Source organism: Streptomyces sp. NPDC013455 (assembly GCF_040632975.1).
Classification (GTDB): domain Bacteria; phylum Actinomycetota; class Actinomycetes; order Streptomycetales; family Streptomycetaceae; genus Streptomyces.
In genome coordinates, this window is record NZ_JBEYCX010000009.1 from 137,679 (window position 1) to 154,917 (window position 17,239).

14 protein-coding genes and 1 pseudogene are annotated in these 17,239 nt (G+C 72.7%); 12 read left to right on the forward strand and 3 right to left on the reverse strand.

Annotated elements, in window-relative coordinates:
- Nucleotides 1-219: 219 nt before the first annotated feature.
- Nucleotides 220-1,485 carry a hypothetical protein gene (locus tag ABZ576_RS17020; protein WP_360740876.1) on the forward strand — a complete coding sequence of 422 codons (1,266 nt, stop codon included), beginning with the start codon at nucleotides 220-222 and terminating at the stop codon, nucleotides 1,483-1,485.
- Nucleotides 1,486-1,488: 3 nt separating this feature from the next.
- On the opposite strand, the gene ABZ576_RS17025 is transcribed toward ABZ576_RS17020, so the two are convergent.
- Nucleotides 1,489-2,469, reverse strand: a complete 981-nt coding sequence (locus ABZ576_RS17025) for an ATP-binding protein (protein ID WP_360740878.1) — start codon at nucleotides 2,467-2,469, stop codon at nucleotides 1,489-1,491.
- A 101-nt stretch (nucleotides 2,470-2,570) separates the two neighbouring features.
- On the opposite strand from ABZ576_RS17025, the gene ABZ576_RS17030 reads away from it, so the two are divergent.
- Nucleotides 2,571-3,434, forward strand: a complete 864-nt coding sequence (locus ABZ576_RS17030) for an oxidoreductase (RefSeq protein ID WP_360740880.1) — start codon at nucleotides 2,571-2,573, stop codon at nucleotides 3,432-3,434.
- A gap of 338 nt (nucleotides 3,435-3,772) precedes the next feature.
- Here the strand turns inward: ABZ576_RS17030 and ABZ576_RS17035 are convergent, their stop codons facing one another.
- Nucleotides 3,773-4,603 carry an HAD-IB family hydrolase gene (locus ABZ576_RS17035; RefSeq protein ID WP_360740882.1) on the reverse strand — a complete coding sequence of 277 codons (831 nt, stop codon included), beginning with the start codon at nucleotides 4,601-4,603 and terminating at the stop codon, nucleotides 3,773-3,775.
- A gap of 591 nt (nucleotides 4,604-5,194) precedes the next feature.
- Between ABZ576_RS17035 and ssd the strand changes: the two genes are divergently transcribed.
- The 7 genes and pseudogenes from ssd to ABZ576_RS17070 all read left to right on the forward strand — a co-directional run.
- Nucleotides 5,195-6,301, forward strand: coding sequence for a septum site-determining protein Ssd (gene ssd, locus ABZ576_RS17040; RefSeq protein ID WP_360740884.1), 1,107 nt, complete (start codon nucleotides 5,195-5,197; stop codon nucleotides 6,299-6,301).
- Complete coding sequence (locus tag ABZ576_RS17045; RefSeq protein ID WP_360740886.1) at nucleotides 6,298-7,521, forward strand: TadA family conjugal transfer-associated ATPase; 1,224 nt, start codon at nucleotides 6,298-6,300, stop codon at nucleotides 7,519-7,521. The genes ssd and ABZ576_RS17045 overlap by 4 nt, the downstream gene beginning before the upstream one ends.
- A gap of 158 nt (nucleotides 7,522-7,679) precedes the next feature.
- Nucleotides 7,680-8,525 carry a type II secretion system F family protein gene (locus ABZ576_RS17050; RefSeq protein ID WP_360741121.1) on the forward strand — a complete coding sequence of 282 codons (846 nt, stop codon included), beginning with the start codon at nucleotides 7,680-7,682 and terminating at the stop codon, nucleotides 8,523-8,525.
- A gap of 97 nt (nucleotides 8,526-8,622) precedes the next feature.
- Nucleotides 8,623-9,402, forward strand: coding sequence for a type II secretion system F family protein (locus tag ABZ576_RS17055; RefSeq protein WP_360740888.1), 780 nt, complete (start codon nucleotides 8,623-8,625; stop codon nucleotides 9,400-9,402).
- Nucleotides 9,403-9,483: 81 nt separating this feature from the next.
- Nucleotides 9,484-9,684 carry a DUF4244 domain-containing protein gene (locus tag ABZ576_RS17060; RefSeq protein ID WP_360740890.1) on the forward strand — a complete coding sequence of 67 codons (201 nt, stop codon included), beginning with the start codon at nucleotides 9,484-9,486 and terminating at the stop codon, nucleotides 9,682-9,684.
- A 22-nt stretch (nucleotides 9,685-9,706) separates the two neighbouring features.
- Nucleotides 9,707-10,075: a TadE family type IV pilus minor pilin gene (locus tag ABZ576_RS17065; RefSeq protein WP_360740892.1), complete on the forward strand. Its 369-nt coding sequence runs from the start codon at nucleotides 9,707-9,709 to the stop codon at nucleotides 10,073-10,075.
- Nucleotides 10,076-10,371: 296 nt separating this feature from the next.
- Nucleotides 10,372-10,734 (forward strand): annotated as a pseudogene (locus tag ABZ576_RS17070) (Rv3654c family TadE-like protein); the annotation flags it as partial.
- Between the two features lie 155 nt (nucleotides 10,735-10,889).
- Here the strand turns inward: ABZ576_RS17070 and ABZ576_RS17075 are convergent.
- Nucleotides 10,890-13,364, reverse strand: coding sequence for a DEAD/DEAH box helicase (locus tag ABZ576_RS17075; RefSeq protein WP_360740894.1), 2,475 nt, complete (start codon nucleotides 13,362-13,364; stop codon nucleotides 10,890-10,892).
- 81 nt (nucleotides 13,365-13,445) lie between these two features.
- Here ABZ576_RS17075 and bldG point away from each other — a divergent pair, with 81 nt between their 5' ends.
- From bldG to ABZ576_RS17090, 3 genes are all read left to right on the forward strand, one after another.
- Nucleotides 13,446-13,787, forward strand: coding sequence for an anti-sigma factor antagonist BldG (gene bldG, locus ABZ576_RS17080; protein WP_010986038.1), 342 nt, complete (start codon nucleotides 13,446-13,448; stop codon nucleotides 13,785-13,787).
- A gap of 164 nt (nucleotides 13,788-13,951) precedes the next feature.
- Complete coding sequence (locus ABZ576_RS17085) at nucleotides 13,952-14,380, forward strand: ATP-binding protein (RefSeq protein WP_360740896.1); 429 nt, start codon at nucleotides 13,952-13,954, stop codon at nucleotides 14,378-14,380.
- 315 nt (nucleotides 14,381-14,695) lie between these two features.
- Nucleotides 14,696-17,104 (forward strand): sodium-translocating pyrophosphatase, encoded by a 2,409-nt coding sequence (locus tag ABZ576_RS17090; protein WP_360740898.1) that lies wholly within the window; start codon nucleotides 14,696-14,698, stop codon nucleotides 17,102-17,104.
- Nucleotides 17,105-17,239: the final 135 nt, after the last annotated feature.

Below are 17,239 nucleotides of genomic sequence, written 5' to 3' on the forward strand. Positions count from 1 at the left end.
GTAAAAGAACCGTAATGCAGAGTAAAGACAGGGCATAGCTTTTCAGGGCAAATGGGGCAGGAGATCGCCTGCTGGAGTGAAGTAATCATTTGATCGGCTTGTCGTACTAATTCCTTCTCGGTCCCGTGCGACCTTGGCGGCCCTGTCGGCGCGAACCCGGCAGAAAGCCAGAAACAGCCCTCGTCAGGGTCTGCCTGAGAGAAGGAAGGTGGGCGGAAGATGGCCGCCATCCAGAGGATCGCCGCCGGCGCCGTGGCCGCCGCGGCCTGTGCGGCGTCGCTCGCCGGTTGCGGGACCGGCTCCGACGGCACGAAGGAAGGGGCGTCCGGACCGGAGCCGGGGGCGCCGGCGCCCGGGAGCGTGGTCCGGCTGATCGGCGACGGCTCCACCGCGTACACCGGCGCCCAGCCGCACCTGCCCGGCCCCGAACGGCTGGAACCCGGTCGCAAACCCCCGCAGTTCGTCGTGTTCTCCTGGGACGGGGCGGGTGAGGACAGCCAGCGGCTGTTCTCGCACTTCCGCAAGGTCTCCAAGGAGAACCACGCCACCATGACGTACTTCCTCAGCGGCGTGTACCTGCTGCCGGAGGAGAAGCGTGACCTGTACCGGCCGCCGCAGCACGCGCCGGGCCGCTCCGACATCGGCTTCAACGACGAGCAGGGCATCGCCGACACCCTCAAGCAGGTGCGGCTGGCGTGGCTGGAGGGCAACGAGATCGGCACCCACTTCAACGGCCACTTCTGCGGGCCGGACGGCGGGGTCGGCACCTGGTCGGTGGACGAGTGGAAGAGCGAGGTCGCCCAGGCCAAGGCGTTCGTGAAGTCCTGGAAGACCAACACCGGCATGACCCAGGCGGCCCCGCTGCCCTTCGACTACGACAAGGAGCTGATCGGCGCCCGCACGCCGTGCCTGGAAGGGCGGAAGAACTTCACGAAGGCCGCCCGCGACCTCGGCTTCCGCTACGACTCCAGCGGGGTCAACGACCAGGTGTGGCCCAAGAAGAAGCAGGGCCTGTGGGACCTGTCGATGCAGCTGGTGCCCTTCCCCGGCCACACCTACGAGCAGCTGACCATGGACTACAACTTCATGGTCAACCAGTCCGGCACCGAGACCCAGGGCGACCCCGACATGTTCGACTACTGGGGCGACCAGATGCGCGACGGCCTGCTCAAGGGCTTCTACCGCGCCTATGACGGCAACCGCGCGCCCCTGATCATCGGCAATCACTTCGAGTCCTGGAACGGCGGGACGTACATGCGGGCCATCGAAGAGGTGGTGAAGGAGGTGTGCACCAAGCCCGAGGTGCGCTGCGTCTCCTTCCGCCGGCTGGCCGACTGGCTGGACGCCCAGGACCCGCAGACGCTGGCCAGACTGCGGACCCTGGAAGTCGGCGAGGCGCCCCGGCAGGGCTGGGCGTCCTTCCTGTCCGGCCGACCCGCCCCGGCGCCCAAGGGCGTGCCCGGGGCGCCGGCGGTCAGGCCGTAGGCGTCACGCAGGGGTCGCCACGCTCTCGCCGAGCACGAAATGGGGGTCGACCTGCGCCGCCAGGTCGGCCCCGGTGCGCTCGTTGCCCCAGGATTCGGCGTTCTTCAGGTGGAAGTGCACCATCTGGCGGGTGTAGCGCTCCCAGTCCCGCTGCTCGTAGGTGGCGTCGGCGGTGGCCCGCAGCGTGGCCAGGGCCTGGGCGTTGGCCTCCTCCAGGAGGTCGAACCGGGGCGGGCGGCCCTTCTCCATGGCGCGCACCCAGTCGGAGCGCCCGACCGTCACGAGCAGGTCGTCCCCGACCTCCGCGCGCAGGAAGTCGATGTCGTCCTGTTCCTGGATCTTGTTGCCGACGACCTTCAGGGCGACGCCGAAGTCGCGGGCGTACTCCTTGTACTGGCGGTAGACGGAGACCCCCTTCCGGGTCGGCTCGGCGACGAGGAACGTCATGTCGAAGCGGGTGAACATGCCGGAGGCGAAGGAGTCCGAACCGGCCGTCATGTCGACCACGACGTACTCGTCGGGGCCGTCGACGAGGTGGTTCAGGAACAGCTCCACCGCTCCGGTCTTGGAGTGGTAGCAGGCGACCCCCAGGTCGGCGTCCGTGAAGGGGCCCGTGACCATCAAACGGACGGCACCGCCGTCGAGTTCCACCGGGCGCGCGCAGGCGTCGTAGACCGGGTTGGGCTCCCGCACCCGGACCAGCCGCGAGCCCTCGCCCGGCGGCGTCGTCTTGATCATCGTCGCGGCCGAGGCGATGCGCGGGTTGGTGCCGCGCAGGTAGTCCTTGATCAGCGGCAGTCGCTCGCCCATGGCCGGCAGCGCCGCCGCCTCCGTCTCGCCGAGGCCGAGCGCGGGACCGAGGTGCTGGTTGATGTCCGCGTCGATGGCGACCACCGGGGCGCCCGCGGCCGCGAGATGGCGGATGAACAGGGAGGAGAGCGTCGTCTTGCCGCTGCCGCCCTTCCCGACGAAAGCAATTTTCATGTTCACCAAGGGTAGTGGTGCAATTGCTGTGCGTGCCGCACGGGAGTGAAGAAGACCACTCCTTCGTGGGGTCGGCCGGTGGTGTGCGTAATGTCGTACTCATGAGTACGACAGGCGCGTCCGCCGAGCCTCCGCCGAGCTCTCGTGTGAGCCCGAGCAAGGGGGATCCCCTTGCGGCCCTGGGCTCGCTGCCCGGTGTGGCCGAGTCCGTGGAGTCCGTGCGCAAAGCCGTGGACCGGGTCTACGGACACCGGATCATGCGGCGCCGCAGCAACGAGATCACCTCCGAGGCGGCCCTGCGCGGCGCCCGCGGTTCGGCGGCGCTGTCCGGTGCCGACTGGGCTCTGGAGGAGGTGCGCCGGCGTACCGACTTCGGCGCCGACGACGAGGCCCTCGTCATGGGCGCGGCGCTGCGGCTGACCGCCGAGGCGGGGCAGCTGCTGTCCATCTGGCGCCAGTCGCCCCTGCGGGTGCTGGCCCGGCTGCACCTGGTCGCCGCGGCGAGCGGGGACGACCGGGTCGGCAGGCCCCGCCAGGCCGGTGAGCCGGTGGACGAGCCGCTGGTCGAGCTGCCGCTGCCGGGCGCCGGGGAGGTCTCGGGCCGGCTGGAGGGGCTGGCGGACCTGATCATCGCCGGCACCTCCGCGCCGGCGCTGGTCACGGCCGCCGTGGTGCACGGCGAACTGCTGGCGCTGCGCCCCTTCGTCTCCCACAACGGCCTGGTCGCGCGCGCGGCCGAGCGGATCGTGCTGATCGGCAGCGGCCTGGACCCCAAGGCGGTCTGCCCGGCCGAGGTCGGCCACGCCGAACTGGGCCGCGCCTCCTACCTGGCCGCCCTGGACGGGTACGTCTCCGGCACCCCCGAGGGCATGGCGGCCTGGATCGCCCACTGCGGCCGGGCGGTCGAGCTGGGGGCGCGGGAGTCGACGGCGGTGTGCGAGGCGCTCCAGCGCGGCGCGGCCTGAGGGAAAAAGCTCCCCGGACAAGGGTTGCGGCGGTACGAGTGCTCGTACCGCCGCTGGCATGCCCACCGGGGTACCAAGCGTCCTCGATGTGTCGCCCATCAGGTCGGGATCTTTGCCCGTCACCTGGTGCGGCTGGCCCGTAATCGACGGGTCGACGTCGCGTGGGTGCCCGGTGTTCATGCGGGGTCCGTGGGGCCAGTGCGTAGTGGTAGGGGATCCTCTCGGATGTCCTTTGGTCTCGCGGGCCTACGTTCTTTGTACCGCGAGCCGGGATGAAGCGGAACCCCTGCCTGCACTTCTTTGCTTTCACGTCTGAACGGGGTGAAAACGGACCCCGCTCAGGCGGTGCCCCGGCGTCGGCTGGCGTACCAGACGAGGCCCGCGGTCGCCGCCGCCGCTCCGACGGCCGCCGCGGCGACCAGTGCCGGACGGGACGGGGCGGAGAGGGTGGGCAGTCGCTTCTTGAGCGGGACCGGGCGGCGGAACTCCAGCACCGGCCAGCCGTGCGCGACCGCCTCCCGGCGCAGCGCGCGGTCCGGGTTCACGGCGTGCGGGTGCCCGACCGTCCGGAGCATCGGCAGGTCGGTCGCCGAGTCGCTGTAGGCGTAGCAGCGGTCGAGGTCGTAGCCCTCGGACGCGGCCAGCTCCCTGATGGCCTCGGCCTTGGTCGGGCCGTAGGCGTAGTACTCCACCTCGCCGGTGAAGCAGCCGTCCTCGCCGACCACCATCCGGGTGGCGACCACGCGGTCCGCCCCCAGCAGTTCGCCGATCGGCTCCACCACCTCGGCGCCGGAGGTGGACACGATCACCACGTCCCGGCCGGCCGTGTGGTGCTCCTCGATGAGGGAGGCGGCCTCGTCGTAGATGATCGGGTCGATCAGCTGGTGCAGGGTCTCGGCGACGATCTCCCGCACCTGCTGGACGTTCCAGCCGCGGCACAGCGCGGAGAGGTACTCGCGCATGCGCTCCATCTGGTCGTGGTCGAGGCCGCCGGCCAGGAAGACGAACTGGGCGTATGCGGTACGCAGCGCGGCCCTGCGGTTGATCAGCCCGCCTTGGTAGAAGGACTTGCTGAAGGTGAGCGTGCTGGACTTCGCAATGACCGTCTTGTCCAGATCAAAGAAGGCCGCTGCGCGGGGCAAGGAGTGGTTTTCCACGTCCCTGAGCATAGGCGCCCACCATTCGGCGTAAGGTGGGGCGCGTGGGTTTGCCTGAGAGGGCTCTCGGGTACACCATGGAAGTCACGGATCGTTCGCGACCGTGCTAACCCGGCCCGACTCCTCCCCCCCCGAGTCGGCCGTGGGGACGACCCCCGCTCTCCCCCCCGGCGGGGGTCGTCGCATGTCCGGATGCATTTTCTCCGTTCTCCCCGTTCCTCGCGCGGCTCAGGCCGGCTCGGCGCCGCTGCGGCCGTGCGCTCCCGCATGCCCTTGATCGGTTACTCAGGGTAATCGTAAGGCTGCTCTGTGGAAACCGCGCAGGGATCGGTGCAGACGTCACCGGTGTGGGTGACGGAGATATTCACAGGGTCCGGGTCGTCCACAGTATTCGACCAAGATCCACTTTATTTCGCGGATCGCTGCACCGTGATTCCAGCGCGCTCCGGCGGCGGCGAGTTCATGGCCGGTTCCGATTGCCGGAGCGGGTATGGCCGGTTCCTATCGGCCGTTCATATGGAGGCCGCTTGCCGGTTCTTCACATCTTCGGGAATCGCGGGGCCACGGGGGCTGCGCGGCCCGCGCAGCGAAGGGGGAACTCCCGTGACCGGAATCGTCACCCACGACCCGCCAGGCGGCACCGGAGAGCGGCCCGGACGGCCGCTCATCGTCACCGAGGACGCCGCACTGCTGGACGATCTCCTCCGTCTGTGCGCGGCGGCGGGCGCGACACCCGAGGTCCACCACGGCGTACCGGAATCCGGCGGTGGCTGGGCGGCGGCCCCGCTCGTGCTGGTCGGCGACGACGCCGCGCGCCGGGTGGGCGGAGCGCCGCGCCGTCCCGGAGTGGTGCTGATCGGCCGGGACCAGGACGACTCGGGCGTATGGAAACGGGCCGTTCAGATCGGCGCCGACCATGTCCTGATGCTCCCCGACGGCGAGCCGTGGCTGGTCGACCGCATCGCCGACGTCGCCGAGGGCATCGGGCGCCCGGCTCTCACCGTCGGGGTGATCGGCGGCCGCGGCGGGGCCGGCGCGTCCACGCTGGCGTGCGCCCTCGCCGTCACCTCCGCGCGTGAGGGACTGCGCACACTCCTGGTGGACGCCGATCCGCTCGGTGGCGGACTCGACGTACTCCTCGGCGGGGAGAGCGCGGAAGGACTGCGCTGGCCCGCCTTCGCCGCCTCCCGCGGCCGGGTCGGCGGCGGCGCCCTGGAGGAGTCGCTGCCCCGGCTGCACTCCCTCCGCGTGCTCAGCTGGGACCGCGGTGACTGCGTGGCCGTCCCGTCCCCCGCCGTGCGCGCGGTGCTGGCCGCCGCCCGGCGGCGCGGCGGCACGGTCGTGGTCGACCTGCCCCGCCGTCTCGACGACGGCGTCGCCGAAGCCCTCGCCCAGCTCGACCTGGCCCTGCTCGTCGTCCCGGCCGAACTGCGGGCGGTCGCCGCCGCCGGCCGGGTCGCCTCCGCCGTCGGCATGGTCGTCCGCGACCTGCGGGTGGCGGTCCGCGGGCCGTACGCGCCCGGGCTGGACGACCGTGAGGTGGCCCGGCTGCTCGGTCTGCCGCTGGCCGGCGAGGTGCCCGTCGAACCGGCGCTGCTGCGCCCGCGGGGCGCCCCCAGGCCGCCCGGCGCGACGGGACGCGGCCCGCTCGCCCGTTTCTGCGCGCAGTTCTGGGAGCGGGTGCTGGTGGAGTCGGGAGGCGTCCGATGACCCTGCCCGGACTCGACCCCGCCGAGGGCAGGGCCCTGCTCGACGGAGTCCGCCGCCGGCTCGCCGAGAGCGGCGCCGAACCCACTCCCGCGCGCGTGGCCCAGGCACTGCGGGAACAGGGCCGGGTGCTCGGCGACGCCGAGGTCCTCGGCGCGGCCGAACACCTGCGGTCCGAACTCGTCGGCACCGGCCCCCTGGAACCGCTGCTCGCCGACCCCGACGTCACCGACGTCCTGGTCTCGGCCCCGGACCGGGTGTGGGTGGACCGCGGCGGAGGCCTGGAGCTGACGCCGGTGACCTTCCCCGACGCCGCGGCCGTACGGCGTCTCGCGCAGCGGCTCGCCGCCGTGGCCGGACGCCGGCTGGACGACGCCCGGCCCTGGGCGGACGCCCGGCTGCCCGACGGCACCCGGCTGCACGCGGTGCTGCCCCCGGTCGCCGTCGGCTGCACCTGCCTGGCCCTGCGGGCGGTACGGCCCCGGGCCTTCACCGTGGAGGAGCTCGTCGCGGCGGGCACGGTGCCGCCCGGCGGCGACCGGTTCCTCCGGGCGCTGCTCGAGGCACGCCTCTCCTTCCTCGTCAGCGGCGGAACCGGAAGCGGCAAGACGACCCTCCTCAGCGCCCTGCTCGGACTGGTCGGACCGGGCGAGCGGATCGTGCTCGCCGAGGACTCCGCCGAGCTGAGGCCGGACCATCCGCACGTCGTCCGGCTGGAGACCCGCCCCGCGAACCAGGAGGGCGCGGGTCTGGTCACCCTGGAGGACCTCGTGCGGCAGGCGCTGCGGATGCGGCCGGACCGGCTGGTCGTCGGCGAAGTGCGCGGACCCGAGGTCGTCCATCTGCTGGCGGCCCTCAACACGGGCCACGAGGGCGGCTGCTGCACGGTCCACGCCAATGCCGCCGCGGACGTGCCGGCCCGCCTGGAGGCGCTGGCCACGGCCGCCGGGCTGGACCGGGCCGCGCTGCACAGCCAGTTGGCGGCCGCCCTGTCGGTGGTGGTGCACCTCGTACGCGGCAGGTCCGGGCGGCGCCGGATCGCCGAGGTGCACGTACTGGAGCGGGATGCCACCGGGCTGGTGCGGACGGTACCGGCCCTGCGCTGGGGCGAGCGTGCGTTCGTGCGGGAGCGGGGGTGGGAGCGGCTGCGGCAACTGCTGGGGGCTGTGGAGGACTTTGGGGCCGGCGGGGCCGGGGCGAGTGGGTCCGGGGCGGGGGAGTGAGGGCCGGGGTGTGCCTGGGGGCCAGGAGGTCCGGGGTGAGCGGCCTCGGCGGGTGAGCGGCACGTGGGGGTCGGCGGGGGTCGGGGTGAGTGGCGGGTGCGGGTCGGTGGGGTCCGGAAGCGAGGGATGAGGTGGTGGAAGTGGTCGGCGAGACGTCCATGGGCGCGGCGTTGATCTGTCTCGGTGCGCTGGTCTGGCTGCTCGGCGGGCGGCACTACGGGATGCGGCGGGCTCGGCTGCTGATGGCGGGCGGCGGAGTGGTGGCGACGGGACTGCCCGGGTGGGAGCAGGCCCGTGCGCGGCTGGTGCGGCTGCGCGGCCGGCTGGGGGCCGAATGGTGGGCGCTCGGGGTCGGGCTGGTGATCGCTCTGCTGGGCGCCTCGGTGATTCCGGTCGTCGCGGCGGCGGCCGGGGTGCCGGTCCTGCGCCGGGTACGGCTGGCCCGGCGGGCCAGAAGCGCCCGGGAGCGGCGGGCGGACGCGGTGATCGCCCTGTGCGGAGCACTCGCCGGGGAGGTGCGGGCGGGACGGCAGCCGGGTGACGCGCTGCTGCGGGCCGCACGTGACTCCGGCGGACTCGGTGACGCGCAGGCCACCGTGGTGGCGGCGGCGCGGTTCGGCGGGGACGTGCCCGGCGCGCTCGCCGCGGCGGCGCGGCAGCCGGGCGCCGAGGGGCTGCTCGGACTCGCCACGTGCTGGCGGGTGGCCGTGGACCAGGGCGCCGGACTCGCCGCCGGCCTGGACCGGCTGGACGGGGCCCTGCGCGCCGAGCGGGACCAACGGGCAGACCTGCGCGCGCAGCTGGCGGGTGCCCGGGCGACCGCGGTGCTGCTCGCCGCACTGCCCGCCCTCGGCCTGTTGCTCGGCTCGGCCATGGGCGCGGACCCGTTGCGCGTACTACTGCACAGCGGGGCGGGCTTCGCCTGCCTGACGGCGGGGGCGGTGTTCGAGGCGGCCGGGACGTGGTGGGCGGTGCGGATCGTGCGGGGAGCTGAGTCGGTGTGAAGAGAGCCGGGATGAGCGGGGTGTTGCTCGAGGGGCCGTCGTTCGAGACGACGGGGGAACTCCAGGGCCTCCTGGAACGGCGCGGAGGGCAGGCGGGATGAGTGCGGAAGTCGTCCACAGGCTGGGGATGGCCGCGGTCGCGGTGGCGGCCCTCGGATGGGGTCTTCGGCGGCTGGAGCTGACGCGGCGGAGGCGACGGGCGCGGCGCCGGGTGACCGAGTTGCTGGGTCGTGAAGTGCCCGTGGCCAAGCCCTCGTTCATGATCCCGGGCGGACTGCGGCGGATGCTGCCGTCGGCCGGGGTGGCATGCGGTGCATGGGTGCTGGTCGGCGGGGTCGCCGGGGCCGTACTGGGCCTGGGAGCCGGTGCCGTGCTGTGGCGGTGGCGGGACCGGCGGACCGCGGCCGGCCGGGAAGAGGCGGTTGACACCGCCGCCGCGGCGCGCCAACTCCCGCTCGCGGCCGACCTGCTGGCGGCCTGCATCACGGCCGGAGCCGGCCCGGTGATCGCCGCCCAGGCGGTGGGGGAGGCCCTCGGCGGACCCGTCGGGCAGGCGCTCGCGCGGGGCGCGGCGGAGGTACGGCTCGGCGGCGCGCCGGGGGACGCCTGGCGGACCTTGGCCCTGCTGCCCGGCGCGGGTGCCCTGGCGCGGCTGCTGGAGCGCGCCGACGAGTCCGGGCTTCCCGCGGCCGGCCCGGTCACGCGGCTCGCGTCGGACGCGCGCGCGGCGTGGGCCCGTACGGCGACCGCCCGGGCACGCCGGGCGGCCGTACTGGTCTCGGCGCCGGTCGGCCTGTGCTTCCTGCCCGCGTTCATCGCGCTCGGCGTGCTGCCGGTCGTGATCGGGCTGGCGGGCGGGGCCATGGGAGGGAGGTGAGCCGTACGGGAGCGGACACCCGCGAAGACGTCGGGTGAGCGTGGAGAAGGACGACAGACCGAGAGCCTTACGGAGGTTGAGATGTTCGGGAAGTTCAGGGAAGCGGCGGCCCGGTTGCGCGGGGAGTGCCGTCAGGACGCCGGGATGGTGACGTCCGAGTACGCCATGGGGATCATCGCGGCCGTCGGGTTCGCGGTGCTGCTCTACGAGGTGGTCACCAGCGGCCAGGTCCAGGCGCAGCTGGCGGCGATCGTGAAGCGGGCCCTCAGTGCGCGGATGTGAGCGAGGCGGAGACCGCGGGTTCGTGACCGCGGAGGCGGCTGTGGTGCTGTCCGTGCTGGTGGCGTTCACGATGGCGCTGGTCTGGGGGCTGCTCGTGGTGGCGGCGCAGATCCAGTGCGTGGACGCGGCCCGCGCGGGCGCCCGGGCCGCCGCCCGTCAGGATCCGGCCGACGCGGTGGTGACGGTGACCCGGGAAGCGGCGCCGCGGGGAGCGCGGGTGCGTGTCGCTCGTGAGGGCGACCGGGTCCGGGTGACGGTGGTGGCCGAGCCGCCGGTGCTGAGCGGATTGCCGTTCGAGGTCCGGGAGGAGGCCGTGGCGCTCGCCGAGGACACGGTGGGGCCGGGGGAGGCTGCGCCGTGGGCCGCGGGGGTGGCGGAGGCGGGGCCGTGAGCCGTGAGCCGTTGGGTGGCGGAGGCGGGGCCGTGAGCCGTGAGCCGTTGGGTGGCGGAGGCGGGGCCGTGAGTGGGGTGAAGGGGGCGTGGGCCGTGAGTCGTGGGGACCGAGGAGGCGGGGCCGTGCGGCGTGGGGACCGAGGAGGCGGGGCCGTGCGGCGTGGGGACCGAGGAGGCAGGGCCGTGCGGCGTGGGGACCGAGGAGGCAGGGCCGTGCGGCGTGGGGGTGGACCGGCCGGCAGCCGGAGGTGCGGCGAGAAGGTGCCGGGGATCGGCCGGAGGGTGCGGCAGGAAGTGAAGCGCGGCGAGCGGTGGCGTCCGGGGCGGCGGGAGGGCGACCGGGGGTCCGCCACCGTGTGGAGCCTGGGCGTGATCGCCGTGCTCTGCGTGGTGTTCGGCGCCGTGCTCATGCTCGGGGAGGCCGTCGTCGCCCGGCACCGGGCGGCCGGTGGCGCGGACCTGGCGGCGCTGGCGGCGGCGGACCACTGGTTTGAGGGCGGCCCGGCGGCCTGCGCCCTGGCCGAGCGGGTGGCGGCGGCCCAGGGCGTGCGGCTGGTGCGGTGCGCGATCGCCGGCGAGACCTCGGACGTGACGGCGGCCGCGGGGCGGGAGCCGTTCACGGCCCAGGTCAGGGCGAGAGCGGGCCCACCGGGCCCGGTGCCACCCGCTGCACCGCTAGTGCCACCCGCTTCACCGGCGGGGACACCTGCTTCACCGGCGGGGACACCTGCTTCACCGGCGGTGCCACCCGCGAAGGCGCCCTGGGCGACGCCCTCACGTTTCGCCCACGCCCTGCCGCGCTCAGCCGCCTCCTACTCCTCGGCCGGTCGCGTCTGCCCCTCCGGCGCCCCCCGCAGCAGCACCGTCAGAAGCCGTACCGCGCCCCTCTTGTGCAGGGGGTCGTTGCCGTTGCCGCACTTGGGGGACTGGATGCAGGACGGACAGCCGGCGTCGCACTCGCAGGAGGCGATGGCCTCGCGGGTGGCGGCGAGCCAGGCGCGGGCGGTGTGGAAGGCGCGCTCGGCGAAGCCCGCGCCGCCGGGGTGGCCGTCGTAGACGAAGACGGTCGGCAGCAGCGTGTCGGGGTGCAGGGGTACCGAGACGCCGCCGATGTCCCAGCGGTCGCAGGTCGCGAAGAGCGGCAGCATGCCGATCGAGGCGTGCTCGGCGGCGTGCAGGGAGCCGCCGAGGATCTCCGGGGTGATCCGGGCCTCGTCCAGCTGGTCCTCGGTGACCGTCCACCACACCGCGCGCGTGCGCAGCGTGCGGGGAGGGAGGTCGAGTTTCGTCTCGCCCAGCACTTCGCCGGTGATGAGGCGCCGGCGGAGGTAGGAGACCACCTGGTTGGTGACCTCCACCGAGCCGTAGCACAGGCGGCCGGCGCCCCAGGAGATCTCGGTGTCCGTCTCCAGGACGGAGATCGACGTGGTGTCGCGGGCGACCGTCGAGTACGGCGGGTCGGCCTGCTCCACCAGGGCGACCGAGTCCTCCAGGTCCAGGTCGCGCACCAGGTAGGTGCGGCCCTGGTGCAGGTGGACGGCGCCCTCGTGGACCGTGGAGTGGGCGGCGGCCGCGTCGACCGTACCGAGCAGGCGGCCCGTGCCGGACTCGACGACCTGCACCGGACGGCCGCCGGCGCCGCGGATGTCGGTGAGGTCGGCGGCCCGTTCCCGGCGCGTCCAGTGCCAGGCGCGGGTGCGCCGGCGGAGCAGCTTCGCGGCCTCCAGCTGCGGCAGCACGTCCGCGCAGGCCGGGCCGAAGAGGGCCAGGTCCTCCTCGGTCAGCGGCAGCTCGGCCGCGGCGGCGCACAGGTGCGGGGCGAGGACGTAGGGGTTGTCGGGGTCGAGGACCGTGGATTCCACCGGTTGGTCGAACAGGGCCTCGGGGTGGTGGACGAGGAAGGTGTCCAGCGGGTCGTCGCGGGCGACGAGAACCGCGAGCGCGCCCTGGCCGGCGCGGCCTGCGCGGCCCGCCTGCTGCCACAGGGAGGCGCGTGTGCCCGGGTAACCGGCGATCACCACCGCATCCAGGCCCGAGACGTCCACCCCGAGTTCCAGGGCCGTCGTGGCGGCGAGACCGAGGAGTTCACCCGAGTGCAGGGCGCGTTCCAGCGCGCGGCGCTCCTCGGGGAGGTAGCCGCCGCGGTAGGCCGCGACACGCCGGACCAGGGAGCGGTCGACCTCGGCGAGCCGCTCCTGGGCGATCACCGAGATCAGCTCGGCGCCGCGCCGGGAGCGTACGAAGGCGACCGAGCGCACGCCCTGCACGGTGAGGTCGGTCAGCAGGTCGGCGGTCTCGGCGGTGGCGGTACGCCGTACGGGTGCGCCCTTTTCACCCTGGAGTTCGGTGAGCGGGGGCTCCCAGAGGGCGAAGACCAGCTCGCCGCGCGGGGAGGCGTCGTCGGCGACCTCCACCACCGGCAGACCGGTCAGCCGGCCGGCGGCGACCGCGGGCTCGGCGGAGGTCGCCGAAGCCAGCAGGAAGACGGGGGAGGAGCCGTAGCGGGCACACAGACGGCGCAGCCGGCGCAGCACCTGGGCCACGTGCGAGCCGAAGACGCCCCGGTAGGTGTGGCACTCGTCGATGACGACGTACTTCAGCGCCTTCAGGAAGGAGGACCAGCGCGAGTGGGAGGGGAGTATCCCGCGGTGCAGCATGTCCGGGTTGGTGAGGACGTAGTTGGCGTACTGGCGCACCCACTCCCGTTCCTCGAACGGTGTGTCGCCGTCGTACACGGCGGGGCGCGCCGAGGTGCCGAGAGGTTGTGAAAGTTCCTTCACAGCCCGGCACTGATCCGCCGCGAGTGCCTTGGTGGGGGCGAGGTAGAGGGCGGTGGCGCCGCGGCCGTTCGGGGCCTCGGCACCGTCCACGAGGGTGGACAGCACGGGCACGAGGTAGGCGAGGGACTTGCCGGAGGCCGTGCCGGTGGCGACCACCACCGAGTCGCCGTCCAGGGCGTGCTCGGCGGCCCGCGCCTGGTGCGCCCACGGGTGCTCGATGCCGCACGCCTGGACGGCCGCGATCACCTCCGGCCTAATACGGTCAGGCCAGACGGCATGGCGGCCCGCGCGCGGGGGCAAGTGCTCCGTATGAGTGATGCGCGCAGCCCGGCTCGGCCCGGAGGCGAGTCGGTCCAGGACCGTGCCCGGAGACGGGCGGGACGCCGGGTTCGCCGGGGATCGATCGGATCGGTGATTCTTGGCCATCGGCACCGAGTGTGTCACTGGCGTGACGGACAATGGAGTCAAGGCGTCGTGCACGCCTGCCGGTAAGTGATTGAATGCCATCGCGGCTGGCGAAGCGTCCTTGGGGCCGCAAGCCGAGGTGCCCGAAGGGCGACCGCTCGATAGCAAGGTGCTGGAGGATCCGTGGACCTGTCCCTGTCGACCCGTACCGTCGGCGATCGTACGGTCGTCGAGGTCGGTGGCGAAATCGACGTATATACCGCGCCCAAGCTGCGCGAGCAGCTGGTCGAGTTGGTGAACGACGGGAATTTCCACCTCGTCGTCGACATGGAGGGCGTGGACTTCCTCGACTCCACCGGGCTCGGCGTGCTGGTGGGCGGCCTGAAGCGGGTTCGCGCCCACGAGGGCTCGCTGCGCCTGGTCTGCAACCAGGAGCGCATTCTCAAGATCTTCCGTATCACCGGCCTGACCAAGGTGTTCCCGATCCACACCTCGGTCGAGGAAGCGGTGGCGGCCACCGACTGACGACGGGCCGGTCGTCGGCACCGGGCTCCCGCGGGAGCCCGGGCGTCGGCCGGTCGCGTCCCCGGGCCGGTGCGGTCGCAGCGGCCCGGGACACAGGAGTACACCAGGGGGTGCGGGCTCTCGGCGGCCCCGCCCCCGACCGCCCGTAGTCGCGAGGGGGATGCATGGCCACCGTCGAACTCCGCTTCAGCGCGCTGCCCGAGCACGTCCGGACCGCCCGGTTGGTGGCGGCAGCGGTGGCGCGCAGGGCCGGGGTGGACGAGGCCGTCCTGGACGAGGTGCGCCTCGCCGTGGGCGAGGCCTGCTCCCGCGCCGTCGGACTGCACCAGAACAGTGGGGTCACGGCGCCGGTGAAGGTGGCGCTGATCGAGGAGGAGAAACAGTTCTCCATCGAGGTCGGCGACGAGGCTCCGCACGCCACGCCCGGCGACACGCCCGGCGGGCAGGGCGGTGACGCGGATGTCGAGGAGGACGAAATGGGCCTCGCGGTCATCAGCGGCCTCGTCGACGACGTGGAGGTCAGCACCGGGCAGAACGGCGGCCTGATCCGGATGACCTGGCCGACCGCACCGCCGGCCGCGGCGCTCCTCTGAACCGTCGCGGCCTCGAAGCCGTCACAGACTCCCGACGAGGGCCCTGCTCCTGAGCAGGGCCCTCGTCGCGTTTCCGGGCCCCGTCCCGGAATTCGTGAAGCAATTCACGATCAATAGCCCGATAATTCGATCAAGCGCCAATGCGGTCGTCAATGGTTTTGAGGCATTAGCTCTTTCGGGTTCCGTGTCGCGCCTCGATCATTTGCTGAAGAGCGCGAGAAGGCCGATTCCGTTTACCGTCCCCTGTTTAGATCACTCACGGGTACCTACAATCCGTCCACATCTTGAGCTCAGCCCAAGCGTCAAGGAGGACGAATGGCGGGGCTTTCTACCCCTCATCAGTCGGGTCATCCCACACACCTCGCGGCCGCGGTCCTGACCGACGACAACCGGATCCTCGTGGCCGTCATCGCGGCGGTCGCCGTGGCCGCGCTGGTGGTCGCGGGGATCCTGGTGCGCCAGGTGCTGGCAGCGGGCGAGGGCACCGACAGCATGAAACGGATTGCCGAGGCGGTCCAGGAAGGTGCCAAGGCGTATCTCGCCCGGCAGTTGCGCACGCTCGGCGTATTCGCCGTCGTCGTCTTCTTCCTGCTCATGCTGCTGCCCGCGGACGACTGGAATCAGCGTGCCGGCCGCTCGGTGTTCTTCCTGATCGGAGCGGCGTTCTCGGCGGCCACCGGCTATATCGGCATGTGGCTGGCCGTGCGCAGCAATGTGCGGGTCGCCGCGGCGGCCCGGGAAGCCACCCCGGCACCCGGCGAACCGCAAAAAGATCTCACCACCGTCTCGCACACCGCGATGAAGATCGCATTTCGCACGGGCGGCGTCGTCGGCATGTTCACGGTGGGGCTCGGCCTGCTGGGCGCCTCCTGCGTGGTGCTGGTGTACGCGGCCGACGCTCCGAAGGTGCTGGAGGGCTTCGGCCTCGGTGCCGCCCTGATCGCGATGTTCATGCGTGTGGGCGGCGGCATCTTCACCAAGGCCGCCGACGTCGGCGCCGACCTGGTCGGCAAGGTCGAGCAGGGCATTCCGGAGGACGACCCGCGCAATGCCGCGACCATCGCCGACAACGTGGGCGACAACGTCGGCGACTGCGCGGGCATGGCGGCCGACCTCTTCGAGTCGTACGCCGTCACCCTGGTGGCCGCGCTGATCCTCGGCAAGGCCGCCTTCGGCGACTCCGGACTGGCTTTCCCGCTGCTGGTACCGGCGATCGGCGTGATCACGGCGATGATCGGCATCTTCGCCGTCGCCCCGCGCCGCACCGACCGCAGCGGCATGACGGCGATCAACCGCGGCTTCTTCATCTCCGCGGTGATCTCCCTGGCACTGGTCGCGGTCGCGGTCTTCGTCTACCTGCCCTCCACCTACGCCGGCCTGGACGGCGTCACCGACGCGGCGATCAGGGGCAAGGACGGCGACCCGCGGCTCCTCGCGCTGGTCGCGGTGGCCATCGGCATCCTGCTCGCCGCCGTCATCCAGCAGCTGACCGGCTACTTCACCGAGACCAGCCGCCGCCCGGTGCGGGACATCGGCAAGACCTCCCTCACCGGCCCCGCCACCGTCGTCCTCTCCGGCATCTCCGTCGGTCTGGAGTCGGCGGTCTACACCGCGCTGCTCATCGGGCTCGGGGTGTACGGCGCGTTCCTGCTCGGCGGTACGTCGATCATGCTGGCACTGTTCGCGGTCGCGCTGGCCGGCACCGGCCTGCTCACCACGGTCGGCGTGATCGTCGCCATGGACACCTTCGGTCCGGTCTCCGACAACGCGCAGGGCATCGCCGAGATGTCCGGTGACGTGGAGGGCGCGGGCGCGCAGGTGCTCACCAACCTGGACGCGGTCGGCAACACGACCAAGGCCATCACCAAGGGCATCGCCATCGCCACCGCCGTCCTCGCCGCGTCGGCGCTGTTCGGGTCGTACCGCGACGCGATCACCACCAACGTGCACGACGTCGGCGCGAAGCTGTCCGGGCCGGGCTCGCCGCTCAGCCTGTCGCTGGACATCTCGCAGCCCAACAACCTCGTGGGCCTCATCGCGGGCGCCGCGGTCGTCTTCCTCTTCTCCGGGCTGGCCATCAACGCGGTGTCGCGGTCGGCGGGTTCGGTGGTGTTCGAGGTCCGGCGGCAGTTCCGCGAGCGGCCCGGGATCATGGACTTCACCGAGAAGCCCGAGTACGGCAAGGTCGTCGACATCTGCACCAAGGACGCGCTGCGGGAGCTGGCCACGCCGGGTCTGCTCGCCGTGATGGCGCCGATCTTCATCGGGTTCACGCTCGGCGTCGGCGCGCTCGGCTCCTACCTCGCCGGCGCGATCGGCGCCGGCACGCTGATGGCGGTGTTCCTGGCCAACTCCGGTGGCGCCTGGGACAACGCCAAGAAGCTGGTGGAGGACGGTCACCACGGCGGCAAGGGCAGCGAGGCCCACGCGGCCACGGTGATCGGCGACACGGTCGGCGACCCCTTCAAGGACACCGCCGGACCCGCGATCAACCCGCTGCTGAAGGTCATGAACCTGGTCTCGCTGCTGATCGCACCCGCGGTGATCAAGTTCTCGTACGGCCAGGACAAGAACCTCGGTGTGCGGATCGCGATCGCGATCCTCGCGCTGCTGGTGATCGTCGTGGCCGTGTACATCTCCAAGCGCCGCGGCATCGCCGTCGGCGAGGAGGAGGAGAGCGCCGAGCGGGTCGCCAACTCGCCGGACGCGGCGGTGCTTTCGTAGGACCGGCCCCCGGGGCCTGATCAACGGGCGGGCGGACGGCGCGTGCTGACGCGCCGCCCGCCCGCTTCCTTCTGTGCGCCCGACCACGTCGTGAGCCTTCTCTCCCGTGGTGCGAAAGGTCACAAAAGCCGACTA